This is a genomic window from Paenibacillus sp. EZ-K15, assembly GCF_002573715.1.
Lineage (GTDB): Bacteria > Bacillota > Bacilli > Paenibacillales > Paenibacillaceae > Paenibacillus_AQ.
The window spans coordinates 274,888-300,446 of sequence record NZ_PDHM01000012.1; the positions used below are offsets into that span (position 1 = coordinate 274,888).

21 protein-coding genes are annotated in these 25,559 nt (G+C 49.2%); all 21 read left to right on the top strand.

Annotated elements, in window-relative coordinates:
- Positions 1 to 317: 317 nt before the first annotated feature.
- The 21 genes from CRG97_RS09295 (at position 318) to murG (ending at position 25,518) form a co-directional block, all read left to right on the top strand.
- On the top strand, positions 318 to 968 hold the full coding sequence (locus tag CRG97_RS09295; protein WP_076320619.1) for an RsfA family transcriptional regulator: 651 nt from the start codon (positions 318 to 320) through the stop codon (positions 966 to 968).
- A 140-nt stretch (positions 969 to 1,108) separates the two neighbouring features.
- The gene (locus CRG97_RS09300) at positions 1,109 to 2,065 is read left to right on the top strand and encodes a ketopantoate reductase family protein (RefSeq protein WP_098742735.1); all 957 of its coding nucleotides are present in this window, start codon (positions 1,109 to 1,111) and stop codon (positions 2,063 to 2,065) included.
- Between the two features lie 11 nt (positions 2,066 to 2,076).
- Positions 2,077 to 2,463 carry a DUF3397 domain-containing protein gene (locus CRG97_RS09305; protein ID WP_098742736.1) on the top strand — a complete coding sequence of 129 codons (387 nt, stop codon included), beginning with the start codon at positions 2,077 to 2,079 and terminating at the stop codon, positions 2,461 to 2,463.
- A 149-nt stretch (positions 2,464 to 2,612) separates the two neighbouring features.
- Positions 2,613 to 4,274 carry a peptide ABC transporter substrate-binding protein gene (locus CRG97_RS09310; protein WP_098742737.1) on the top strand — a complete coding sequence of 554 codons (1,662 nt, stop codon included), beginning with the start codon at positions 2,613 to 2,615 and terminating at the stop codon, positions 4,272 to 4,274.
- Positions 4,275 to 4,482: 208 nt separating this feature from the next.
- Positions 4,483 to 5,415 carry an ABC transporter permease gene (locus CRG97_RS09315; RefSeq protein WP_098742738.1) on the top strand — a complete coding sequence of 311 codons (933 nt, stop codon included), beginning with the start codon at positions 4,483 to 4,485 and terminating at the stop codon, positions 5,413 to 5,415.
- A gap of 2 nt (positions 5,416 to 5,417) precedes the next feature.
- Positions 5,418 to 6,368, top strand: a complete 951-nt coding sequence (locus CRG97_RS09320) for an ABC transporter permease (protein WP_098742739.1) — start codon at positions 5,418 to 5,420, stop codon at positions 6,366 to 6,368.
- Between the two features lie 13 nt (positions 6,369 to 6,381).
- Positions 6,382 to 7,377: an ABC transporter ATP-binding protein gene (locus tag CRG97_RS09325; protein WP_076320625.1), complete on the top strand. Its 996-nt coding sequence runs from the start codon at positions 6,382 to 6,384 to the stop codon at positions 7,375 to 7,377.
- The gene (locus CRG97_RS09330) at positions 7,374 to 8,312 is read left to right on the top strand and encodes an ABC transporter ATP-binding protein (RefSeq protein WP_098742740.1); all 939 of its coding nucleotides are present in this window, start codon (positions 7,374 to 7,376) and stop codon (positions 8,310 to 8,312) included. Before CRG97_RS09325 ends, CRG97_RS09330 begins: the two co-directional genes overlap by 4 nt.
- 188 nt (positions 8,313 to 8,500) lie before the next feature.
- The gene (bshC, locus tag CRG97_RS09335; RefSeq protein ID WP_098742741.1) at positions 8,501 to 10,132 is read left to right on the top strand and encodes a bacillithiol biosynthesis cysteine-adding enzyme BshC; all 1,632 of its coding nucleotides are present in this window, start codon (positions 8,501 to 8,503) and stop codon (positions 10,130 to 10,132) included.
- Between the two features lie 40 nt (positions 10,133 to 10,172).
- Positions 10,173 to 11,441, top strand: coding sequence for an adenosylhomocysteinase (locus CRG97_RS09340; RefSeq protein WP_098742742.1), 1,269 nt, complete (start codon positions 10,173 to 10,175; stop codon positions 11,439 to 11,441).
- 207 nt (positions 11,442 to 11,648) lie between these two features.
- On the top strand, positions 11,649 to 12,086 hold the full coding sequence (gene mraZ / locus CRG97_RS09345) for a division/cell wall cluster transcriptional repressor MraZ (protein WP_009590832.1): 438 nt from the start codon (positions 11,649 to 11,651) through the stop codon (positions 12,084 to 12,086).
- Between the two features lie 77 nt (positions 12,087 to 12,163).
- Positions 12,164 to 13,117 carry a 16S rRNA (cytosine(1402)-N(4))-methyltransferase RsmH gene (rsmH, locus tag CRG97_RS09350; RefSeq protein WP_098742743.1) on the top strand — a complete coding sequence of 318 codons (954 nt, stop codon included), beginning with the start codon at positions 12,164 to 12,166 and terminating at the stop codon, positions 13,115 to 13,117.
- Positions 13,118 to 13,150: 33 nt separating this feature from the next.
- The gene (locus CRG97_RS09355) at positions 13,151 to 13,564 is read left to right on the top strand and encodes a cell division protein FtsL (RefSeq protein WP_076320630.1); all 414 of its coding nucleotides are present in this window, start codon (positions 13,151 to 13,153) and stop codon (positions 13,562 to 13,564) included.
- Positions 13,565 to 13,582: 18 nt separating this feature from the next.
- Complete coding sequence (locus tag CRG97_RS09360; protein WP_098742744.1) at positions 13,583 to 15,853, top strand: penicillin-binding transpeptidase domain-containing protein; 2,271 nt, start codon at positions 13,583 to 13,585, stop codon at positions 15,851 to 15,853.
- 87 nt (positions 15,854 to 15,940) lie between these two features.
- Positions 15,941 to 17,884: a stage V sporulation protein D gene (locus CRG97_RS09365; RefSeq protein WP_098742745.1), complete on the top strand. Its 1,944-nt coding sequence runs from the start codon at positions 15,941 to 15,943 to the stop codon at positions 17,882 to 17,884.
- A gap of 59 nt (positions 17,885 to 17,943) precedes the next feature.
- On the top strand, positions 17,944 to 19,428 hold the full coding sequence (locus tag CRG97_RS09370; protein WP_098742746.1) for a UDP-N-acetylmuramoyl-L-alanyl-D-glutamate--2,6-diaminopimelate ligase: 1,485 nt from the start codon (positions 17,944 to 17,946) through the stop codon (positions 19,426 to 19,428).
- Complete coding sequence (locus tag CRG97_RS09375; protein ID WP_098742747.1) at positions 19,428 to 20,849, top strand: UDP-N-acetylmuramoyl-tripeptide--D-alanyl-D-alanine ligase; 1,422 nt, start codon at positions 19,428 to 19,430, stop codon at positions 20,847 to 20,849. Before CRG97_RS09370 ends, CRG97_RS09375 begins: the two co-directional genes overlap by 1 nt.
- A gap of 4 nt (positions 20,850 to 20,853) precedes the next feature.
- Positions 20,854 to 21,819: a phospho-N-acetylmuramoyl-pentapeptide-transferase gene (gene mraY / locus CRG97_RS09380; protein WP_076320635.1), complete on the top strand. Its 966-nt coding sequence runs from the start codon at positions 20,854 to 20,856 to the stop codon at positions 21,817 to 21,819.
- A gap of 3 nt (positions 21,820 to 21,822) precedes the next feature.
- Positions 21,823 to 23,256, top strand: coding sequence for a UDP-N-acetylmuramoyl-L-alanine--D-glutamate ligase (murD, locus tag CRG97_RS09385; RefSeq protein ID WP_098742748.1), 1,434 nt, complete (start codon positions 21,823 to 21,825; stop codon positions 23,254 to 23,256).
- A gap of 49 nt (positions 23,257 to 23,305) precedes the next feature.
- A complete protein-coding gene (gene spoVE / locus CRG97_RS09390) occupies positions 23,306 to 24,403 on the top strand; it encodes a stage V sporulation protein E (RefSeq protein WP_076320637.1) in 1,098 nt (365 codons plus the stop codon).
- Positions 24,404 to 24,408: 5 nt separating this feature from the next.
- Entirely contained in the window at positions 24,409 to 25,518 is a 1,110-nt protein-coding gene (gene murG / locus CRG97_RS09395; protein WP_098742749.1) for an undecaprenyldiphospho-muramoylpentapeptide beta-N-acetylglucosaminyltransferase, read from the top strand.
- The last annotated feature ends 41 nt before the right edge of the window (positions 25,519 to 25,559 follow it).

Here is a 25,559-nt window from a genome sequence, read left to right on the forward strand (position 1 = left end):
CGCACATAATGCTGCTATCAACATTATAGCGTTATGGCAAAAACGTGTAAACGCCTAACTCAAGAAAACCCTTTATTTTTTATTATTAACCAGAAGTAAGACATTGAATTCGTGAATAATTTGGACGAATCTCCCCTTTTCCCTTCGTAAGAGTATGATCTGTCTTCAAAATGGAAATACATTTTAGTATCAAATAGATTCTATGAACTCTATGAGAGGCATAGAAATGAATTAAGCAGTTTTTATACCCTATTCAGCAGCCGATTTACGGTATTGAAGACGGTTATTTTAGGATGTCGTTAGGAGGGTTTTATGGTATGTCAGCAGTGAGACAGGATGCATGGAGTGCAGAGGACGACCTAATTTTGGCGGAGGTGACTCTTCGTCATATTCGTGAGGGCAGCACTCAATTGGCTGCCTTTGAGGAAGTGGGAGAAAGAATCGGCCGGACATCGGCAGCTTGTGGATTTCGTTGGAATAGCTGCGTTCGCAAGAAATATGAGGATGCTATTAGCTTGGCGAAATCTCAGCGTCAAAAGAGAAGTTATTATAAAAAACAGCCTTCGGTAAGTGGACCGCAGGTTGCCGGCTTGGCTGCTCCGGAACTGGAGCACGATGTCTATAAGAATGATGGTGCAAGTGAAGAAACACTGTCCATCGATGCCGTTATCCGTTTCCTTCGTCAGTGGAAGGGCGGGCTTCAGGAAAGTTCACGTCAGTATAAATTGCTTGAGAAGAACTTGCGTGAAAAAGAAGATGAGCTTTCAAGACTCCGCAGTGAGAATCAAAGGTTATTGAAGGAAGTCAGCGAAGTGAAAACAGACTATCATGTGGTCAATGACGATTATAAGGCACTGATTCAGATCATGGATCGGGCACGCAGACTTGCTTTCTTAAATGAAGAAGACGAGGAGCTTAAAACACGCTTCAAAATGGACGCAAACGGTAATCTGGAACGAATCGAATAGGTAAAGGTTATCTTGCTCTAGCCGTAACCCGCATTAGTGCATTCCATGCGCTTTGGCGGGTTATTTGTGCGTATCGAGGATTATTCTGATATATACTAGGACTAGTACTTCGTGGTTGATTACAATAATGGGGGATTATTATGAATATCCATATTATCGGAGCTGGCTCATTGGGGCTATTATATGCGGGTAAACTTGCGAATTCAGGGTGCCGTGTCACGTTATGGTGCCGAAGCGAGGAGCAGGCGGACAAGCTTCGGGCTTCCGGCATAACCATCGAGGAGAAGGGTGAGCACCAGGTCGTTGACGCCCATGCGTTCTCGGTCTGTTCATGGTCATCCTTTGCGCAGTCGGGTGGCGCTGCCGATGCGGATTATCTGTTCCTCATGTTGAAGCAGCAAGGGATCGAAGAGATGGCAACGGAGATACTGGCTCAATATGGTCAAGAACATCGCAGACTAATATGTTTTCAGAACGGTACAGGCCATTTGGAGCGGCTTCAGGACCTGCTGCCGGTATGGACGATCTACGCTGCCATTACTACGGAAGGAGCCAAGCGTTCAAGCATCGTCTCTGTTTTGCATGCCGGTCATGGAACGACGACAATCGGCAAAATGATGCCCGCTGGGAGCCCATTAGATCCTTTCGCTCAAGAAAATCATGAAATTGAACTGGTTAAACAGCTGAATAGAGCAGGATTTGAAGCTTTTTTGTCGAATCAAATGGATGAGATGATTTATCGCAAGCTGCTGGTGAACGCAGTCATTAATCCATTGACTGCATTGTGGCGGATTCCTAACGGAGAGCTGTTATCTTCCCCTGAACGAGTCAGGCTTATGAAGCGGTTATATCATGAAGGGATCGCCGTATATGAAGCGGGTGGAATTCCTTACGGAAGCGGGCTGTGGGAATGGATTGTATCCGTCTGCCAATCGACTTCAGGTAACACGTCCTCCATGCTTAAGGATGTAATGGACGGCAGAACGACGGAAGTTGCCTGGATTAACGGAAGTATTGTCCGTTTGGGCCAAAAATATGGCATTTCTGTGCCAACACACGAGCTGGTCTCGCAGCTCATCGAGGGGATGAATACATAGGGGGTCTTAGCATGGGTTTCTTGCAGGGGCTGTTTCAAACATTAAGTTCTTTTCCGTTCATTCCGTTTTTACTGGTTTATTTCGTTGTCTTGCAAAGAAATAAAAATCGAAAGCAAGCGCTGGAGCTGGCCATGGATGTCACCACATTTTTTATGCTGTTTTCGGTCTCCGCCTTGTTTAATAATACATTCCAGTCCAAATTCGGTTTCTATCTCATTCTCCTCATGCTGCTCGTTGCAGCGGGGTTGATCGGTAGTGCGCAGAACCGCTGGAAAGGCAAGGTTAACGGTAAAAGGCTGCTGCGCGCCGTGTGGCGTCTCGGGTTTGTCAGCATGAGTTTCGGGTACATCATATTCACATTTTTTGGCGTCCTCTCCTACATAATTAAGATGATGTAAGAACAATCTAATAACTAGAATTTTATGATAAATCTGTTTGATCTTTGGGTCAGGCAGATTTTTCAATTTATTGATTTCTGGATTTTTTTGACCACTGGTTGTATAATCGATAAGCATATACCTAAAATCTATGAGGGGGATACCGCAAGATGAAGAAACAAAAGAAATTAATGCTTCTTATGACGTTAATTCTTGCTTTCAGCTCAGTTTTAGCAGCATGTGGAGCTGACAAGAACGATGGCGCCAATAAAGGCGGAACGGCGGACAAGCCTAAAGAGCAAGTCTTCCGTATGAACCTTGCTTCCGACCCTCCTACATTGGATCCGGGCTTGGCTCAGGATAACACGTCGAATACAGTAATCAGTGCTGTGTTTGAAGGTTTGGTTCGGAAGGGTGCAGATGGCTCAGAAGAGCCTGGCGTAGCCGAAAAATGGGATGTTTCTGAAGATGGATTGAAATATGTCTTCACCCTTCGCAAAGATGCCAAATGGAGTAACGGCGATTCAGTAACGGCAAAAGATTTTGAGTATGCATGGAAACGCGTACTTGATCCGAACTTTACTCCAGCATCACCATATGCGTATCAGCTCTATTACATTAAGAACGCTGAAGCTTACAATCTTGGAGAGATCAAAGACGCCAATGAAGTCGGCGTAAAAGCAACCGATGATTATACGCTCGAAGTTACGCTGGCAAACCCAACGCCATACTTCCTCAGCTTGATGTCATTCCAAACCTACTTCCCGATTCACAACTCCGTTGAAGGTAATGCTTCTTGGGCAACCAAACCGGAAACATTGATTGGTAATGGTCCGTTCAAAGTTTCACAAATGACCAAAGGTCAAAAGATCGAGCTTGTGAAGAACGACCAATATTGGGACAAGGATGCAATCAAACTAGAAAAAGTTCAAATGAGTATCGTGAACAGCTCTGCAACTGAACTTTCAAGCTATCGTAACGATGAATTGGATTATGCAGGACATCCAACAGGAAATATTCCGACGGATCAGCTGAATGCGATCAAGAAGGAATTGGGCGATGAACTGATGATCAAAGGTATTTCATCGACGTATTTCTATATCTTTAACACAACAGAAGAACCTTTTGACAATGTGAACATCCGTAAAGCTTTCGCAATGGCGATTGATCGTCAGGCGATCGTAGAGAAAATCACGCAAGGTGGACAACTTCCTGCACATGGTTTTGTTCCTCCTGGTATCAAGGGTGAGTCCGACGAGTACCGTAAAGAGGTACCTGATACTTACTTCGATGAAAATCTTGAAGAAGCTAAGAAACTGCTCGAGCAAGGTATGAAGGAAAAAGGCTATACCACATTACCGGAAGTTACTTTAATCCATAACTCCGATGACAACCACAAGAAAATTGCGCTTGCTATTGCAGATATGTGGAAGAACAATCTCGGCGTTACTGTGAAGGTACAAAACCAAGAGTGGGGCGTATTCCTGAAGAACCGTACGGATTTGAACTATCAAATTGCCCGTTCCGGTTGGGGAGCAGACTATAACGACCCGATGACTTATATCGATATGTGGACATCCAAAGGCGGTAACAACGATACTGGCTTCAAGAGCGAAGAATATGACCAACTTGTGAAGGATGCTTATGCAACTAGCGATAACGCTAAACGCATGGAGCTGATGTCCAAAGCTGAGAAAATTCTCGTTGAAGACAACCAAGTTGTTATGCCGATCTACTACTACTCCAGCGTGTCCCTGGTTAAACCATGGGTGAAGAATCTTCATCTGGATTATAAGGGTGATATCGATTTCACACGTGCATATATCGAGTAGTCTTTTGTAATCCATTTATAAAAGACTACGGTTCGGGATATATATGTGGGGCTTTTAAACCTCATATATATCCCGATTTTTTTGTATGAGCACAAGGTTTCCAAATCTTGTGTCCGTTGGTGAAAGTTAAGGGGTGCCAGGTCCGTTCTAGAATAATACAATTATATAGACGGCTTGGTTTAGAACAACTGATCAGGAGGCTAGCGAAATGCTGAGGTATGTGGCGAGTAAGTTTTTTTATATGCTTGTATCGTTGCTCATACTGATCTCAGCCACTTTTTTTCTTATGAAAGCCATACCGGGCGATCCGTTTATGGGAGAGAAAAAGCCATCGCCTGAAATTTTGGCGAGGCTGATGGAGCAGTATGATTTAGATAAACCGGTATTTCAGCAATATACGAAATACTTGGGCAATATCGTTCAAGGTGACTTTGGTTTGTCTATGAAAAAACAGGGGCAATCCGTCACTGATATTATTGTTGATACATTTGGCCCTTCACTTCGATTGGGTCTTATCGCGATCGTAGTATCCGTTATTGTGGGTGTCCTGCTGGGGATGCTTGCAGCTCTGTATCACCGCAAGCTGATTGACAACATCGCCATGATTATCTCGGTTCTCGGGATCGCGGTACCGAGTTTCGTACTCGCGTCATTGTTGCAATACGTTCTCGCAGAGAAAGCGGGCATTTTCAACGTTATGGGCTTTGAAGGACCGCTCGACTACGTGCTTCCTGTTATGGCCCTATCTGCTCAACCGATTGCATTTATCGCGCGATTAACGCGATCCAGCATGCTGGAAGTACTGCATTCGGATTATATCAAGACGGCGAAGGCCAAGGGTCTTAACTGGTTCGCCATTATGTTCCGTCACGTAATCCGAAACGGGATATTGCCGGTCGTAACTTACGTCGGCCCAATGACAGCGAACATCATTACCGGTTCGGTTGTTATTGAACAGATCTTCGGTATTGGCGGCATTGGCAAGCAGTTTGTGGAAAGTATCACAAACCGCGATTATACAGTCATTATGGGGATTACCATATTCTACGGCATCTTGCTGATGCTGGCGCGTTTCGTTACAGATATCGTATATGTATTTGTGGATCCACGCATTAAATTGACCGGCGGGAAGGAGAGGTAGACATGGAGAAAGAACAAAGTATGCCTCATCCTGCGGCACTAGACTTGAAGCCTGAAGATTTTCAGAAGATTGGTCCTGATGAGAAACAATCCGAGGTAATACAGCGTGAAAGTTTGTCCTCCTGGAGAGATTCCTGGGAAAGATTGCGCAAGAACAAGCTTGCTATGTCCGGCTTGATTATTATGATCCTGATTGTCATCATGGCCATTATCGGCCCGATGATCTCTAACTATGATTATGAAACGAATGATTTGATGAATACGAATATGCCGCCTTCATCAGAACATTGGTTTGGAACCGACGATCTGGGCCGCGACGTTTTTGTTCGTACTTGGATGGGTGCTCGGATTTCCTTGACCGTTGGTCTTGCAGCAGCTGCGATTGACTTGATGATTGGTGTAATATATGGCGGCATCATGGGTTATTTCGGTGGCCGTATCGATGAGTTCATGAATAAGTTTGCCGAAATTTTGTATTCCATTCCGTACCTGCTCGTTACGATTTTGCTGTTGGTTGTATTTGAACCAAGTTTAGGAACGATCATACTCGCCTTAACCATCACCGGTTGGATTAACATGTCCTGGATTGTGCGGGGCGAGATTATGCAGCTTAAGAACAGAGAATATGTCCTCGCTTCACGTTCGATGGGTGCGGGAACCGCGCGCCTGTTGTTCCGGCATTTGATTCCGAATGCGATGGGTCCGATTATCGTTACCTTGACCCTGTCGGTTCCAAGTGCGATCTTTGCCGAGGCTTTCCTGAGCTTCCTTGGTCTTGGAGTTCAAGCACCGGTTGCTTCATGGGGCTCCATGATTAATGATGCCCTGTCCGGATGGATGTACTATCCATGGCGGATGTTGTTCCCTGCTCTATTTATCAGCTTGACGATGTTAGCATTTAACATTTTCGGTGATGGATTGCGTGATGCGCTGGATCCGAAATTGAAAAAATAGGAGGTGGGAAGGTATGGAACCGATCTTGCAGGTAAAGGACCTCAACGTATCGTTTCGTGTTCGCGGCGGTGAAGTAAAGGCAGTCCGCGGCATGAATTTTGAAGTCGGCAAGGGGGAGACGGTTGCCATCGTCGGTGAGTCCGGAAGCGGTAAAAGTGTTACCGCCCAGACCATTATGCGATTGATTCCGTCCCCGCCCTCAGAAATAAAAAAGGGTGAGGTCATTTTCCAAGGACAAGACCTTCTCAAAAAAACGAATAAACAGATGGAAGCGATTCGCGGCAAGGATATCGGAATGATCTTCCAGGATCCGATGACGTCGCTAAACCCGACCATTCGAATAGGTAAGCAAATTACGGAGGTGCTGATCAAGCACCAGGGGATGTCTTTCTCCGAAGCCAAAAAACACGCCATAGAAATGCTGAAGCTGGTGGGTATCAAAAATGCGGAGGAGCGCTTCAATCAGTATCCGCATGAGTTCTCCGGCGGTATGCGGCAGCGTGCGATGATCGCGATTGCGCTTGCATGTAAGCCGACCCTGCTGATTGCGGACGAACCGACGACGGCACTCGACGTGACCATTCAGGCACAGATTATGGACGTTATGAAGGAAATGCAGGAACGCTTGGGCACATCGATCATTCTGATCACGCATGACCTCGGCGTTGTTGCCGGCATGTGTGACCGTGTCATCGTAATGTATGCAGGTGAAGTGGTGGAAACGGGAACGAAATGGGAGATTTTCAAAAATCCGCAGCATCCTTACACCAAAGGTTTGCTTCGCTCCATGCCGCGTCTGGATCAGAAGAAAGACGAACCGCTTATTCCGATTATCGGAACACCACCGGATCTGATCAAACCGCCTGTAGGCTGTCCGTTCGCCGCTCGCTGTGATGAAGCTATGCGAATTTGTGAACGGGTGGATCCGGGCGCAACGGAATTTAGCGACACGCATATGGCGCGCTGCTGGAATCTGCATCCGATGGCGAAGGAGGCGCAGGGTTCATGAAGGATAACCACTTGATTGAGGTAAAGGGCCTGAAGAAGTATTTTAACGTGGGCAAAGGCCAGATTCTTAAAGCGGTTGACGACCTGAACTTCTATATCCGTGAAGGCGAAACGCTTGGCATGGTGGGAGAGTCGGGTTGTGGTAAATCAACAGCAGGACGGACGATTCTTCGTCTCTATGAACCTACGGCCGGCAGCGTTAATTTTAACGGAACGGATATTTACAAGCTGTCTCCGGGCAAGATGAAGGCGATGCGCCGCGATATGCAGATGATCTTCCAGGATCCGTATGCCTCGCTAAATCCAAGATTCACGGTGTCGGATATTATCGGAGAAGCATTGGATATTCACGGTATGGCCGGCAGCCGCGCCGAACGCAAGAAGCGGATTGAGGAGCTGCTGGATATGGTCGGCTTGAATAGTGACCACTCGACGCGTTACCCTCATGAATTCTCCGGCGGTCAGCGTCAACGGATCGGGATTGCTCGTGCTCTTGCGGTAAACCCTAAATTCATCATATGCGACGAACCGATCTCGGCGCTTGACGTTTCGATTCAGGCGCAGGTTGTCAACCTGCTCAAGGATTTGCAGGACCGTTTGGGCTTGACCTATCTCTTCATTGCGCATGACCTGTCCATGGTCAAGCATATCAGTGATCGGGTAGCGGTTATGTATTTGGGTAAAATGGTGGAGCTAGCAGACAGTGAAGAGCTGTATGCAAATCCGATCCATCCTTATACTAAGACCTTGTTGTCCGCAATTCCGATTCCGGATCCAGAAATTGAGGCAAACAAAAAGCGTCTCAAGCTGGAAGACGATATGCAGGGGCCGATTTCAGCTGCCAAAGGCGAAGACGGAACGGTTCAACTGGACGTCAAGGATTCGGAATTGGTCGAAGTGTCCAAAGGACACTGGGTTGCAAAAGCCTACGCTTGAACAAGCGGACCTGAATATGAGAAAGCTGCTTCAAGAATAGCCGCTGGCATCGTGCCGGCGGCTATTCTTTTCCTTTGACGCAGAATGCCAACATTCGGTACAATCAAGAAAGGCAAAATGTTATAGAATAAATTAAATTTCATGCACAATCTAGATTTGGTTGCGACGTAGAATAGGAGGAATACCTCATGAATATCGTTCCGGAACCATTATCCCTCGCTTCGCGTCTCGCTCAGGATTATATTCATCACTTCGACCGGGTAAGCGGGTTCTACGGTGAAGATTACCGCGGCGAGCACAGCTATGCAGAGCGGGTACAATGGCTGGATCTTTCGGAAGACAAACGAATTCAGCGTAAAGCGCTGGCAGATTGTCTTCGGACGTACAATCAGAAACACAATGATCATCCCGCTGTACATAAATCACTCCAACTTCTGGAGCAGCCAGGAACAGTTACCATGGTTGGTGGACAACAAAGCGGTTTGTTCACTGGACCTCTGCTTGTCATATATAAAGCAATTACCGTCATTCAAGCGGCCCGCGAAGCGGAAGAGCGCTTGAATCGTCCTGTCGTGCCTGTATTTTGGATCGCCGGGGAGGATCATGATTGGGATGAAGTGAATCATACGTACTTCCTGAGTCAGGATCAGCAGCTTTCCAAGATCAAGCTTGATGCCAAGGACGGACTCAGGACGTCGGTTAGTTATACTGACGTTGCTGAGGAAGATTGGAATGCGATGCTGGCAGAGCTCCAGATTCAATTGGCAGACAGCGAAAATAAGGCAGATCTGCTGAAGATGGCGAGGGAATCGTTTGACGGTTCGGCTGGACTCAGCGAGGGATTCGCTAAACTCATCAGCTGTATGTTCGGCAAATATGGGCTAATACTCCTGGATTCTGCAGATCCGGGACTGCGGGCGTTGGAAGTGCCCATATTCGAATCTTTGATTACCCGCAACGAAACAATGGGACTTTCGTACCAGCAAGCTGCAAGGGATATCGCGGGTTTGGGTTATGAAGTGCAGGCTGATGTATCCGAGAATGGGGCCAACTTGTTCTATTTGCATGAAGGCAGACGCTTGCTGCTTTACCGAGAAGGACGTGTATTCTCGGACCGGAAAGGCATCATTACGCTCACGGAGGAAGAACTGCTTCGGGATTTGCATCAGCATCCTGAACGCTTCAGCAACAATGTGCTGACCCGTCCAATTATGCAGGATTCGCTGCTGCCCGTGCTCGGAACGATACTCGGTCCAGGCGAGATTTCTTATTGGGCGATTACGCGCTATGCATTTTCCGACTTAGGTTTGCAGATGCCGCTGATCATCCCGAGAATGTCATTCTCCATCGTGGATGGAACCGTCCATAAGCTTATGGAGAAATATGGATTGTCCTTCGAGGATGTTCACCTCCGTTTGTCTGAGAAGCGTGAGGCTTGGCTTGCCAGCAAGGATGAGTTGAATCTGGAAGAACGATTCAGTCAAACCCGGGAACAATTTGAAGCATTATATCAGCCTTTAATAGAAGATCTTGGCAAAATGCAAAGCGGACTGTTAAAATTAGGTCTAACCAATAAAGAAAAAATATTGGAGCAGATGGATTACCTGTTAAGTAAATCCCGGAATGCCTTGGAACAGCAGCATGAGGCCGCATTGGCACAGTGGAAACGCATTGAACAGACACTGATGCCGGAAGGGAAACCTCAGGAGAGGGTGTATAACATCCTGGAATACATGAATCGTTATGGATTGAATCTGGTGGATCGCCTGATGGAAATCCCATACGTTGCTTCGGGCATTCACAGGGTCGTTTACGTATAATGATCAGGAATTCAATCATCAGATCATAGGAGGCCGTTAAATGAGCTCATCATCAATACAAACCAGCAATATTACCGACTTGAAACTGGCACCGGAAGGTCATTTGAAAATTGATTGGGTGAAGGCGCATATGCCGGTATTGAACCGGGTGCGTGAACAATTCGAGAAAGAACAGCCGTTCAAAGGGTTGAAAGTCGCCATCTCCTTGCATCTGGAAGCCAAGACCGCTTATCTGGCGAAAGTCGTTCAGGCTGGCGGAGCTGAAGTGACAATTACGGGCAGTAATCCGTTGTCTACTCAAGATGATGTGTGTGCCGCATTGGTAGAAGACGGGATCACGGTGTTTGCCAAGTATAACCCGGATCCTGCAGAATACAAGCAGCACCTCATTTCAACACTGGAGACCAGACCGGATCTGATCATCGACGATGGCGGGGATCTCGTAACGATCCTTCACTCCGAGCGTACGGATCTGCTTGAAGGAATTCGAGGCGGAGCGGAAGAGACAACGACAGGCATCCTGCGCCTGAAATCTTTGGAGAAGGAAGGCTCTCTGAAGTTCCCGATGGTTGCCGTGAATGATGCATACTGCAAATACTTATTCGATAACCGTTATGGTACTGGACAATCGGTCTGGGACGGAATTAACCGCACGACCAACCTGGTGGTTGCAGGCAAGACCGTCGTTGTGGTAGGGTATGGCTGGTGCGGGAAGGGCGTCGCCATGCGCGCCAAAGGTCTGGGTGCCAACGTCATTGTGACCGAGATTGATGCGATTAAGGCCGTTGAAGCTTATATGGACGGCTTCCGCGTCATGCCAATGCGCGAAGCAGCCAAATTAGGAGACTTCTTTGTCACCGTCACGGGTAACCGCGATGTCATTAGTGGGGAAGACTTTGATGTCATGAAGGACGGTGCCATTTTATCCAATGCCGGTCACTTCGATGTGGAAGTCAATAAACCGGATTTGTCAGAACGATCTCAATCGGTTCGGACGGTTCGGCGCAATATTGAAGAATATCATCTGAAAGATGGTCGTAAGATTTATTTGCTTGCCGAAGGCCGTTTGGTGAATCTGGCGGCAGGTGACGGACATCCGGCAGAAATTATGGATATGACGTTTGCGCTTCAAGCTTTGTCTCTCAAACACGTGAATGATCAGTACAAGAACATCGGTAACCACGTAGTAAATGTTCCTTACGAATTGGATGAACAGGTTGCCTTATATAAACTGGAAAGTCTAGGTATTACAATCGACAGCCTGAGCGCTGAGCAAAAGTCTTACTTGGACAGCTGGGCTCAGCACTAAACAGCAGCAGCTTTAGATCATTTGCAAACCTCCTTTCCATCCCCGAGTGGGATGAAAGGAGGTTTTTTGTGCGAATGTCCTGAGAGAAAGTTCCAAAAAAACAAATGCTCGTTAGAAGGTATTTGATTCTTGACGCCGAATCTATTATCCTAAAGTGGTGGAAAGTGGTGCAAAGTGGGGAATCGGGGTTAAGGGGTGGAGTGCCTGATGTTCATGGGGGAGTTTCAACATAGCATCGACGATAAGGGGAGGATCATCATCCCTGCTAAATTTCGTGACCTCCTGGGCACCTCATTTATCGTAACCCGCGGATTGGACAATTGCCTCTTTGTATACCCCAAAGATGAATGGGCCATCATGGAGCAGAAGCTCAAATCCCTGCCACTCATGAAGTCGGATGCACGTGCATTCACCCGGTTTTTTTTCTCCGGGGCGACGGAATGTGAATGGGATAAACAGGGAAGGGTAAATTTGCCGGGCAATTTGCGCGAGTTCGCCAAGCTCGAGAAGGAATGCGTTGTCATCGGCGTATCGAGCCGAGTGGAGATCTGGAGCAAGGAGCAGTGGCAGAATTACTATCAGCAATCGGAGGAAGCATTCAACGACATTGCTGAGAAGCTGGTAGACTTTGATTTTGATTTATAACCAGCTAGGAACATCGTATTGAAATGGACAAGTTACACTTAAAAATCATGAATGAGACACAATGGAGGGCTGCAGCTTTGTTCCATCACATCACAGTGCTTAAGCAAGAAGCAACAGAGGGGCTGCGCATCAAACCAGACGGCATATATGTTGACTGTACGCTCGGGGGAGCAGGGCACAGCTCGCTTATTGCTTCCCAACTAAGTTCGAAGGGCCGGTTAATCGCATTGGATCAGGACGATTGGGCATTGAATAATGCCCGGGAAGTCATGAAGCCTTATGTGGACCGGATCACTCTAGTCAAAACCAATTTTCGTGATTTGGAGGAGGTGCTCCGAAACGAAGTGGAGGTTGACGAGAACGGGCAGCCGCAAGTTGACGGTATACTGTTCGATTTGGGCGTATCCTCTCCGCAGTTCGATGAAGGGGAGAGAGGCTTTAGTTACAACCATGATGCCCCGCTGGATATGCGGATGGATCAATCCGCTGAGCTTACCGCAGCCAGGATTGTAAACGAATGGCCAGAACAGGAAATCGCACGAATATTGTATGAATACGGCGAAGAGAAATTTTCAAGGCGAATTGCCAAGGTCATTGTTGAAAGAAGGGCGCAGAGTCCTATTCAGACAACGGGTGAGCTTGTCGAAATGATTAAGGAAGGGATTCCGGCCGCAGCTCGGAGAACGGGCGGCCATCCGGCGAAACGAAGCTTTCAAGCGTTTCGGATTGCGGTAAATGATGAGCTTGGCGCATTCAAAGATGCGCTTCACCAAGCCGTGAGATGTCTTGCACCAGGAGGAAGAGTCTCAGTAATCACTTTTCACTCGCTCGAAGACCGGATATGCAAACAGATTTTTAACAGCTACATTCCCAAGTGTACGTGCCCTCCAGACTTTCCGATGTGTGTGTGCGGAGGTGGCCAAGGTGATCTGAAACTGGTGAACCGCAAACCGCTTATGCCCTCTGCGGAAGAGATTGAGAGTAATCCAAGGGCACGATCGGCGAAGCTGCGGATTGCGGAGAAACTGTAGAAACATTAAATCCCTGAAGAAGGAGAATCAGCCATGGCCTACACGCGCGGCAATTTAGCCGTACAGGAGAGACAGAAGGAAACGCAGCAGTCCGCTTATCTCGAGAAGACAAAAGTCGTCAAACGTCGTTCCCAGCTTCCGCAAAAAGAAAAGCTGCTATATATGTTGTCCGTGGTGTTTGTGGTTGCCGTCATGGGCGTCATTGGTATGAGTCATGTTCATTCCTATGACTTAAACCGGCAAATTCATGATACCGACAATAATATACTCAAAGCGAAACGAGATATTGATCAGCTTCAGGTTGAAAAGCAAACACTGGAGACGCAAATATTGGACAAGGCAAAAGAGTTGGGTTATGTGCCTATTGAGGATAAAAATACGATCCATCTATCACCCGTCTCGGGTTCATCCGGGACACAGAATTCGGACTCGGGACAAAATGATTGAAGTGTGAGGTTTTGACCGATGATAAAAAAAATCAAACTGCGTACCGTGCTAATAGGGGGATGTATAACCCTCTTTTTTGCTTTATTGATTGGTCGGGTCTTTTGGCTGCAGGTGATCGATAACGACTTCTGGAAGGAACAAGCTTTATCGAAATGGTCGCGTAAACAGGTTCTTCCGGCCACGCGAGGGACGATTATGGATCGGGACGGCGATATTCTTGCCATGGATGCGCCTGCCTTTACGGTCATTGTGAACCCTGCGGTCATTCAGGCTAACGGCATGGAGAATGAGGTCGTTAAAGGGCTGCATGAGATTCTCGACAAGGATGAGGGCGAACTTCGTGAGCTGGTTAAAGCTAAAGACGATAAAGGGGAATACCTCAAAGGCCGTGAAGTCCGCAGTGAAGGATGGAAGATTGACCAGGAGAAGATGGAAGAGGTTAAAGAGTTTAGTGAAAGCTTGAATCAAAAATTAAAGGCTGCCGGTAAGGTTCCCGATTCGGGCATCGGCTTTCAGCGAGAGTCAAAACGATTCTATCCTAAAGAGACATTGGCTGCCCATATCTTGGGCTATACCGATCGTCAGGGTAACGGTATCGGAGGCATTGAGCAGTATTATGACGACAGGCTGAAGGGAACCGACGGATTCGCTTCTTATAAGAGTGACAAGAAGGGGGTCAAGCTGCCGAGTGAGAACGATTTATATCAGCCTGCAATAAATGGGAAAAATTTAGTACTGACGACCGACGATACAATCCAGTATTATATCGAGGAAGCGATGCGCGACACGTATGCCCAATATAAACCAATCAGTATGACGGTAATCGCAGCGGATCCGAACACGATGGAAATACTGGGGATGGCCAATATGCCGACTTTTGATCCCAATACATATTCGGAATGGAATCAAAAGAATTTTAACAATCATGCCGTGCGGTCCACCTATGAGCCGGGATCGACTTTCAAAATTGTAACGCTGGCCAGTGCAGTTCAGGAGAAGCTGTTTAACCCGGGTGCTATTTATCAATCCGGATCCATAAGAGCGGGTGGAAGAACTCACCGGGACATTAACAGCGTAGGCTGGGGCCCTATCACCTACTTGGAAGGCGTGAAGAAGTCGAGTAACGTTGCTTTTGTAAAATTGGGATTCGAAATGCTTGGCAAGGAACGATTTACCAACTATATTCGGGAATTTGGGTTTACTCAGAGAACGGGGATCGACCTCCCAGTCGAAGTATTGGGTACCTTGAATATGACTTATGATTCCGATATTTCAACCATGACCTACGGTTACGCTGTATCCGTAACGCCTATTCAACAGATTGCTGCTATTTCGGCAGTGGCCAACGGAGGCAAGCTCATGAAGCCTCATATGGTGAAGCAGATCGAGGACCCTAACACGGGTAAGGTTGAGAAAATCGAGCCGGAAGTCGTGCGTCAGGTTATATCTCCTAAGGCCGCAAGAGAAACAGGGACTTACCTTGAGCAGGTCGTAGCCGACCAATCCATTGGTACAGGTAGGCTTGCGTATATTGAAGGCTACCGGGTTGCGGGCAAAACGGGTACCGCAATAAAATCCGGCGGCGGATATAAAGACCGTTCGAAACAAGTGGTTTCGTTCATCGGGTACGCTCCCGTCGAGAATCCGAAGATTGCCGTGCTGGTCATTATCGACGAACCGAACGTGGAACAGGGCGGCGGTAAGCTGGCAGCACCGATATTCAAAGAAATCGTCTCCAAGACATTGAATTATTGGGGCGTTCCCAAATCGAATGCAACTCAGGATAAAGAAAAATCGAATGCAGGCACGACGCTGAAGGATTCCCTAAAAGCACCAGACTTTACGGGGATGAAGCTGAGCGACGTAAAAGCCAAGCTGCTGAAGGATGGAGTAGCGTTTGAGACCTTAGGCAACGGAAGCACGGTGAAGGAGCAATATCCGCCTGCAAATGCGATCATTAGTGCAGGTCAACGAATCTATCTTCTTACAGAGGATAGCCCAACAATGAAAATCCCGAATTTAGAGGGTGAATCGCTCAGGGACGCCATGGAAGTACTCACGTTGATGAAAGTAAAGGTTAATGTTCAGGGTGAGGGCTACGTTGTTTCGCAATTGGAAGCTAAGGAGAATGGCCAGCGAATCGTGCAGTTAACCCTGAAATCGGCTCAAGAGTTAATAACGGGAAGCAGCAGCTCTGATGAAACATCATCCGCTGGCAATGAAGATCCTAACGGGGAAGAATCCACCGATGAAGAAACTGAAACAACAGGCAGCGTAGGAGGGGAATAGCTTGTTCTAACCCGGGTTTGTCCCGAATACTCATGTGAAGAACGCATAATCATGAGCTTTCGGGTTCAAACAGGGAGGGAAGCTTAGGTGAAAGTATCCAAGGTATCGCAGCGGAGAAGACTGCTCTGGAGCCTGCTGCTGCTGCTCTTGCTGTTCTCTGCACTGATTATCAGACTGGCTTATGTGCAGATTGGGAAAGGCGCGGAGCTGTCGGCGAAAGCGGAGGATCTCTGGCGCCGCGACATTCCGTTTGCGGCACAGCGTGGTGAAATTTTGGATCGTAACGGAACCGCATTGGTTACGAATATAACGACACCGACCATTTGGGCGATTCCTGTACAAATCAAAGATCCGGACCATACGGCCGAGACCTTGGCTGCGCTTATCAGCATGGACAAAGCCGATATCAAGAAAATCATTACGAAACGTTCGAGGTTGGAACGGATAAATCCCGGTGGACGAAAAATTACGATGGAGCTGGCTCAGGAAATTCGTGATTTGAAGCTGCCGGGTATCGTTGTTGCTGAGGATAACAAACGGTATTATCCCTATGGCGATCTCGCAGCCCATATTTTGGGGTTCACGGGGGCCTACAGTCAGGGACTTACCGGCTTGGAAGCCATGCATGACGACAAGCTGAAGGGCTTTGAAGGCGGAATATCCTATCTGTCCGATGCAGGCGGAAGAATCATGCCGGGCTCCTCGGAGAAGTATGTCGAGCCTCGTGATGGTCTGAATCTGGAGCTAACGATCGATAAATCGATCCAGTCCATTATGGAGCGGGAGCTTGACCAAGCCATGGTGAAGTATCAGGCGAATGGGGCTTGGTCGATTGCCATGAATCCCAAGACGGGCGAGATTTTGGCGATGGCCAGCAGGCCGGGTTATTCTCCTGCCAATTACCAGCAGTTTTCAGCCGAGACGTATAATCGCAACCTGCCGATCTGGATGACCTATGAACCGGGCTCGACGTTCAAGATTATTACGCTTGCCGCTGCCCTTGAAGAGGACAAGGTCAATCTGAAGAACGATCACTTCTTTGACAGTGGGGCGGTAGAGGTCGGTGGAGCAAGACTGCGCTGCTGGAAAAAAGGCGGACATGGCAGCCAGACTTTCATGGAGGTTGTCCAGAACTCCTGCAACCCGGGCTTTGTGGCGTTAGGTCAGAAGCTGGGCAAGGAAAGCCTGTTCCAGTATATCCGCGATTTTGGCTTTGGGGCCAAGACGGGCATCGATTTGAATGGGGAAGAGAATGGCATCCTGTTCAAACTCGCTAACGTCGGTCCGGTTGAGTTAGCCACAACGGCATTTGGGCAGGGAGTATCAGTTACGCCGATCCAGCAGGTTGCGGCAGTGTCCGCTGCCATTAACGGCGGCAAATTGTTTAAGCCGCATGTGGCCAAGGCGTGGGTCAATCCGGAGACGGGAGAGACGGTCGAGGAAATCAAGCCGGAGCTCGTCAGACAAGTGATCTCGGAAGAAACATCCAAGCAAGTGCGCGAGGCGCTCGAGAGCGTTGTCGCCAAAGGGACCGGACGTCCGGCCTTCATTGACGGTTATCGCGTCGGAGGGAAGACGGGAACCGCCCAGAAGGTTATTAACGGCCGGTACTCGTCGACCGAGCATATTGTATCGTTTATCGGATTCGCACCTGCCGATGATCCTGAGATTGTGGTGTACACTGCGGTAGATAATCCGAAGGGCATTCAGTTCGGTGGTGTCGTAGCTGCTCCAATCGTACAGAACATCCTGGAGGATGCGCTGCATTATATGAAGGTTCCACCGCGTAAAGATCAGCTTGCCCGCGAGTATAAATATGGCGAGACGCCAACCGTGACTGTGCCGAATCTGGTCGGAGCGACCATTCAGGATCTGTATGAGGATCTGAATATGAATTTCATGCTGGCCAAGTCCGGGACCGGCAACACGGTGATTTCCCAGGCCCCGAAGCCGGGAAGCCGGGTGGAACGGGGGGCTACCATTCGGATTTATATGGGTGAAGACCCGGAGGAATCCAAGCACGAACATTAAGGCATCATCCGGTTCACGAGCGGGACGGATGATGCAGATATATAGAGAGAGGGATAACAATGAAATTGAAGCAATTATCATCCGTATTGGCTGCTGCTGTTATCGAAGGATCCGGAGATGTTGAAATAACGGGGATTGAAACAGACTCGAGACAAGTGAAAGCGGGGGATTTGTTCATTTGTCTGCCGGGTCATACGGTAGATGGACACCAGTTTGCAGCCCAGGCCGCCGACCAAGGCGCTGCGGCATTGGTCGTAGAGCGTAAGCTTGAGGTAGACCTTCCGCAAGTCATCGTGAAGGACAGCCGCTTTGCGATGGCGGGTTTGGCAAATGCCTTTTTTAATCAGCCAAGCTCCCGCATGAAGATGATCGGTGTAACCGGAACGAACGGCAAGACCACGACAACGTATTTGATCGAGTCGATCATGAACGATTACGGTCTGAAGACCGGACTCATCGGCACGATTCAGATGAAATACGATGGCCGGTCGTTCCCGATGCCGAGAACAACGCCCGAGGCGTTGGAGCTTCAGCGTTGCTTGAACGATATGGCGAACGCAGGTACTGAGTGCTGCGTGATGGAGGTATCCTCGCATGCGCTCGAACAGGGGCGGGTGAAGGGAACGGATTTCCGGACGGCCATATTCACAAACCTGACGCAGGATCATCTGGACTATCATCATACGATGGAAGAATACCGCGGGGCAAAAGGGTTGTTTTTCTCCCGGCTGGGCAACGCTTTTGCCAAGGATGAATCATCGCGCAAATATGCTGTCCTGAATGCGGATGATGAGGCTTCAGCTTATTTTGCCAAGCAGACGGCAGCGGAAGTGATTACCTATGGTTTGGGAGACGATGCGGATATACGAGCAAGCAACATCTCGATCACCGCTCAAGGGACCTCGTTCCATGTGGATACATTCCGCGGCAGTGCGGATATTTCAATTCGAATGGTAGGGAAATTCAACGTGTATAACGCCATGGCCGCGATTGCTGCCGCGCTTCTTGAGGGAATCCCGCTCGAGGATATCAAGAACAGCCTGGAGTCCGTACCCGGAGTCGACGGCCGCGTTGAGGTCGTGGATGAGGGTCAGCCGTACGCCGTGATTGTGGATTATGCACATACGCCGGACGGACTCGAAAATGTGCTGCGTACCGTTAATGAATTCGCTGAAGGCCGGGTGCTCACGGTATTCGGCTGCGGCGGCGACCGGGATCGGACCAAACGGCCGATCATGGGTAAAATTGCCGCGAAATATAGCGATGTTGTATTGGTGACTTCCGATAATCCCCGTACCGAAGACCCGGATTTGATCCTGAAGGATATCGAAGCCGGCTTGATTGAGGACGGAGTGGCAACAGAAAGCTACAAGCTCATCGTCGATCGCCGGAAAGCGATCGAAAAGGCTATTGAAATGGCAAGCCCGGGCGATGTAGTATTGATTGCGGGGAAAGGTCATGAGACCTACCAGCTGATTGCGGGCGAAGTGCTAGATTTTGACGACCGCATCGTAGCCAAAGACGCGATAAGGGGCAGACAATAGTGATCCATAAATCATTAAAGAGCATCGCCGAAATGTGCGGCGGGACGCTCTCACGTAACCAAGATGACAGCATTATCATTCAAGGGGTCGGTACCGACTCCCGAACCATACAGCCGGGGAATCTGTTTGTTCCGATTGTCGGCGAGAAATTTGACGGGCATGCGTTCGCCGAGAGCGTGCTTGCCAGCGGAGCGGGCGCAGTGCTCTGGCAGAGAGATCATCAACCGATTCCCGACGACCTGCCGCTCATTCTCGTTGAGGATACGTTAACGGCACTCCAGTCACTTGCTGCGGCCTATTTGTCCGAGAGCCGTGCAAAGGTGATCGGCATTACCGGCAGCAACGGGAAAACGACAGTGAAGGACATGGTGTCCGCACTGCTTGAAACCACGTTTAAGGTTCACAAGACGCAAGGCAATTACAACAATCATATCGGTCTTCCGTTAACCGTACTCGCGATGAAGGAAGATACCGATGTGATCGTGCTTGAGATGGGCATGAGCGGACGTCGCGAGATTGAACTGCTTTCGACGATTGCGCGTCCGGATATGACGGTGATTACTAACGTAGGGGAAGCGCATATGCTTCAGCTAGGTTCGCGCGAAGAAATCGCCCGCGCCAAGCTTGAAATCATCAGCGGCATGAAGCCAGGCGGCTTGCTGATTTATCACGGGGACGAACCGTTGATCCGTCAGGTGCTTGCTGAAGAAGCTACGGTGAAGCCTGAGGGACTGCGAACGTTTACGTTCGGCAATCAAGAAACCAATGATGATTATCCGACGGGACTCATGTTCCATGCAAGAGGCATCATATTCACTTCGAACCGGCATGCGGGCGAAGGCTTCAGCTTGCCGCTTCTCGGTCGTCATAATGTAGTCAACGCGCTGGCGGCGATGGCTGTAGCGGCCCATTTGGGAATCGGCGATGAAGCCATTCGCAGCGGCTTTGCCAATCTGAAGCTGTCGAGTATGCGGATCGAAGCCGTGGAGACTGCGTTCGGGGTCACCGTGCTGAATGATGCTTACAATTCCAGTCCTACCGCGGTTAAGGCGGCAGTGGACGTGCTTGGAGATATGAAAGGCTACCACAGACGGATTGCCGTTCTCGGGGACATGCTGGAACTTGGTCAGCGGGAAGAGGAATTCCATGCCGAGATTGGAGATTATTTATCTCCGGACAATGCGGATCTTGTGTTCACCTTCGGCCCATTGTCGCTTCACACGGCGAAGAAAGCGAAAGATCGCTTCCCTGAAGGGGCTGTGCTTCCGTTTACGGATAAAGAGCAGCTGATCGAGGCCTTGCTGGAGCGGGTAACGGAGAAGGATATCGTATTGGTGAAAGCTTCACGCGGCATGAGGCTGGAACACGTGGTTGACGCCTTGAAGGCCCTGCCTGGCGGCAACAATGGAGTGAGGGGGTGAGCTGATGGACTTTCAATTGCTGTTATTGACAATCGGTGTAGCGTTTGTGCTTGCGGTGATATCGGCTCCGCTGCTCATTCCGCTGCTGCGGCGGATGAAGTTCGGCCAGCAGGTTAGAAGCGACGGTCCGCAGAGCCACTTGAAAAAAGCCGGGACGCCCACGATGGGCGGCGTTGTGATTTTGCTTGCTTTTACACTGACTTATATTAAATTTTCACCTGTCGATACTGATTTCTATGTAATGATCGTAGCCACGCTCGGTTTCGGTTTGATCGGCTTTCTTGACGACTATATTAAGATCGTATTTCGCAGATCATTAGGACTCACGGCTAGACAGAAGTTGTTTGGACAGCTTCTGTTTTCCGGTATTATGTGCTGGTTGTTGATCTCCAACGGCCATAGCACGGCAATAAGCGTTCCAGGAATGGATTGGTCCTTTGATTGGGGGCCGTGGTTCTATTATCCGTTCATCGTGGTCATGATGCTTGCGATCAGCAACGCGGTCAATTTCACCGATGGATTGGATGGTCTTCTGTCCGGTGTGAGTGCAATTGCCTTTGGTGCTTATGCCATTGTGGCGATCCAGTCTACCTCGTTCGCGGCGGCATTCTGTGCAGCAGCGATGATCGGCGCGGTTCTCGGTTTTCTGGTATTTAACGCTCACCCTGCCAAGGTGTTCATGGGAGACACGGGCTCTTTAGGAATCGGCGGTGCCATTGGCGCCATTGCCATCGTAACCAAGAGCGAGCTGCTGTTCCTGATCATTGGCGGAGTCTTCGTCATCGAGATGTTATCTGTTGTGCTTCAGGTGATCTCCTTCAAAACCCGAGGCAAACGAATATTCAAAATGAGCCCGATCCATCACCATTACGAATTATCCGGGTGGTCGGAGTGGCGCGTCGTCTTTACATTTTGGGCCGTGGGACTGATACTTGCGGGACTCGGACTTTATATCAACAAGGGGTTGTAACATATGAAGCAGCTAGATGATTATCGGGATAAGCATATCGTAGTATTGGGCCTTGCCAAAAGCGGAGTACAGGTAGCTAAAGTGCTGCATCAAGCTGGGGCCTTCGTCATTGTAAATGATAGAAAGGAAAGAGAACAGTGTCCTGAAGCTTCGGAGCTCGAGGCTTTGGGTATTTCTGTTATTTGCGGTGGACATCCCGATGATCTTATTCATCCCGGTGTGACGCTTCTTGTCAAAAATCCCGGAATTCCGTATTCCGTCCCGCCTGTTCAAAAAGCGCTTGAGCTTGAGATTCCTGTCGTGACCGAAGTTGAAATCGCCTATCACCTGTGTGAAGCTCCGATAATCGGCATTACGGGCTCGAATGGCAAAACAACGACGACAACCTGGGTGGGCAAGCTGCTGGAAAACGCAGGTCTTTCCCCGATTGTAGCCGGTAATATCGGCACGCCTCTATCTGAGGCTGCAGCAGAAGCAACTGAAAACGACTGGATGGTCGTTGAGCTGAGCAGCTTTCAGTTAAAAGGAACACAGGCGTTCAGACCGCGTATTGCCTGCCTTCTCAACGTTGCGGAAACGCATCTTGATTACCATGGCGGAATGGATGATTATATTGCATCCAAAGCCAAGCTGTTCGCCAACCAGACTGCGGATGATACCGCTGTGCTCAATTGGGATGATCCCGTGTGCAGAAACCTTGTTCCGTATATCAAGGCGCGCATCGTGCCTTTTTCGATGAGTGAGAGCCTTCGTGAAGGGGTTCACGTCATGCCGCCGTATGCTGCCGGTGCCCAGGACTCGGACGAAGACGATCAAGGGCGTACCGTGATTTATACAGATGGCGAAGGGTTTACGCATGAGATCATCCGTGTGGAGAACATCGGACTGCCCGGAAGATTTAATGTAGCGAATGCATTGGCAGCCTGTGCAATTGCCATAGCGGCCGGCGTTGGCCCCGATAAGCTGGAAGAAGCTTTGTCCAGCTTCCGCAGCGTTGAGCACCGCCTGGAATACGTTGCCGAGCTTAAGGGCGTATCCTATTACAATAACTCGAAGGCAACGAACTCCAAGGCGACGCATATGGCGTTGACTTCGTTTAAGGAGCCTATCGTATTAATCGCTGGCGGGCTTGATCGTGGCTCGGATTACGAGGATTTGATTCCTTCTATGCAAGGAAGGGTGAAAGCCATCGTGCTTCTTGGCGAAACCAAGGAGAAAATCGCGAATGCTGCTGCCAAAGCCGGATTAAAGGACATCTTCCTCGTCGATAATGGAAAGGACGCCGCCGCGACTTTGACCTCGGCTGTCCAGAAGGCTGCCGGGCTGGCAGAGAGCGGGGATATTGTTCTACTATCTCCCGCATGTGCGAGCTGGGACATGTTTCCTTCCTTTGAGGTACGAGGACGCATTTTTAAAGAGGCGGTGCATAACCTTTAAGTAGGGGGGTGGATAAGCCCCTACTTAGGATGTACGAGGTGGCCTTTCCATGAACAAGAACCGCCAGGCGCCCGATCTGTGGCTGCTTATCTGTATTTTGGCCCTGCTGGCCATCGGAATCGTCATGGTATACAGTGCAGGATCCGTCCTAGCATTTCATGACTATGGCGATAAGTTTTATTTTGTGAAGCGTCAGCTGTTTTTTGCCTGTCTGGGGCTTGCCGCAATGTATTTCACATCGAAGACCGACTATCGGGTTTGGAAGAAATACAGCAAGCTTGCACTGCTGGTCTGCTTTTTTATGCTGATTATCGTACTTATTCCAGGGGTTGGCGTTGTTCGCGGCGGGGCCAGAAGCTGGCTCGGCATCAGCTCGTTCGGTATTCAGCCCTCCGAGTTTATGAAGCTGGGGATGATTCTGTTTCTATCACGCTGGCTTAGTAAGCAAGATTATGATATTACGTCTTTTACTAGGGGGCTTTTGCCGCCGCTTGGTTTGATCGGACTGGCATTCGGATTAATTATGCTGCAGCCTGATTTGGGTACGGGTGCCGTTATGCTGGGTGCTGCGATGATGATCGTTTTTACCGCAGGGGCACAGATGAAGCATCTGGGCTTTCTCGCATTAGGCGGGGTAGCCGGTTTCATTGGTTTGATTCTAACAGCCCCCTACCGGCTGAAGCGGATAACTGGATTTCTCGATCCGTGGTCCGACCCGCTTGGCGCAGGCTATCAGATCATCCAATCCCTCTATGCCATAGGGCCGGGGGGACTTGGCGGACTCGGACTTGGCATGAGCCGTCAGAAGTACGCTTATGTACCTGAACCGCAGACAGATTTTATTTTTTCGATCTTGGCCGAAGAACTTGGGTTTATTGGCGGTTTGATTGTCCTGCTCTTGTTCGCTGCCTTGGTGTGGCGGGGCATGAGGGTGGCCATGACCGTATCCGATGGCTTTGGAAGTCTGCTGGCTGTTGGTATCGTAGGCATGGTCGCCATACAGGTCGTTATCAATATCGGTGTCGTTATCGGTTTAATGCCGGTGACAGGGATTACGCTGCCGCTCATCAGTTACGGAGGCAGCTCACTGACGCTGATGCTGACGGCGCTGGGCATTCTATTAAATATTTCCCGTTATGCGAGGTGAAGGGTATGCGTGTCGTATTAACCGGCGGCGGAACGGGGGGGCATATTTACCCCGCCGTTGCCATTGCAAGACAATGTGAAAAAGAAGATCCGAAAACGGAGTTTTTATATATCGGAGGCCAGCGAGGTCTCGAAAGCAAGCTAGTACCCCAAGAGAAGCTGCCGTTTGAGAGCATCGATATCACGGGGTTCCGGCGCAAGCTGTCGCTGGATAACGTGAAGACGATCATGCGTTTTTTTAAAGGCGTGAAGCGATCGAAGGCCCTCCTGAAGGAGTTTAAACCCGATGTCGTGATCGGTACCGGAGGTTATGTGTGTGGTCCGGTGGTTTATGCAGCGGCCAAGCTCGGAATACCGACCATGATTCATGAACAGAATGCGATCCCGGGCCTCACCAACCAGTTCCTTAGCCGATATGCGGATACGGTTGCCGTCAGCTTTGAGGGATCGGAATCCTCTTTTCCTAAAGCCAAAAGAACGGTATATACAGGAAATCCACGTGCGACAACGGTATTATCCGCCAATCGTGAACGTGGATTTGCTACGCTCGGCATTCCGATGGACAGCCAGGTCGTGCTGATCGTCGGCGGAAGCCGGGGAGCCAAGGCGATCAATAACGCGATGATCGGGATGGCACCGTTCATACAGAAGCTGTCAGGCGTACATTTTGTGTTTGTTACGGGCGATACGTATTTTGAGAACACACGGGAATCCATCCTGTCGCAGCTCGGTACTATGCCGAATCATCTTCATATCGTGCCTTACGTTCATAATATGCCGGAAGTGCTTGCGGCTACTTCGTTGATTGTAAATCGTGCTGGAGCTTCATTCCTGGCGGAGATTACATCGCTGGGCATTCCATCCGTACTTATACCTTCACCTAACGTCACCAATAACCATCAGGAGGCGAATGCGAGGCAATTGGAGGAAGCGGGTGCATCCAGCATGATTCTTGAAAAGGATTTGACGGCTGAAACGCTGTTTCGAAAGCTTGAGGAGATCATGACCAGTCGCTCTACCAGAGAGGCGATGTCCGCGGCTTCGAAAAAGCTCGGCAAACCGGATTCGGCTACCGTCATGGTTCAAGAAATCCGCCGGTTAACCGGTAAACGCTAAAACGGCTGGGCGATTGTCACACACCTATGGAGCCTGACATA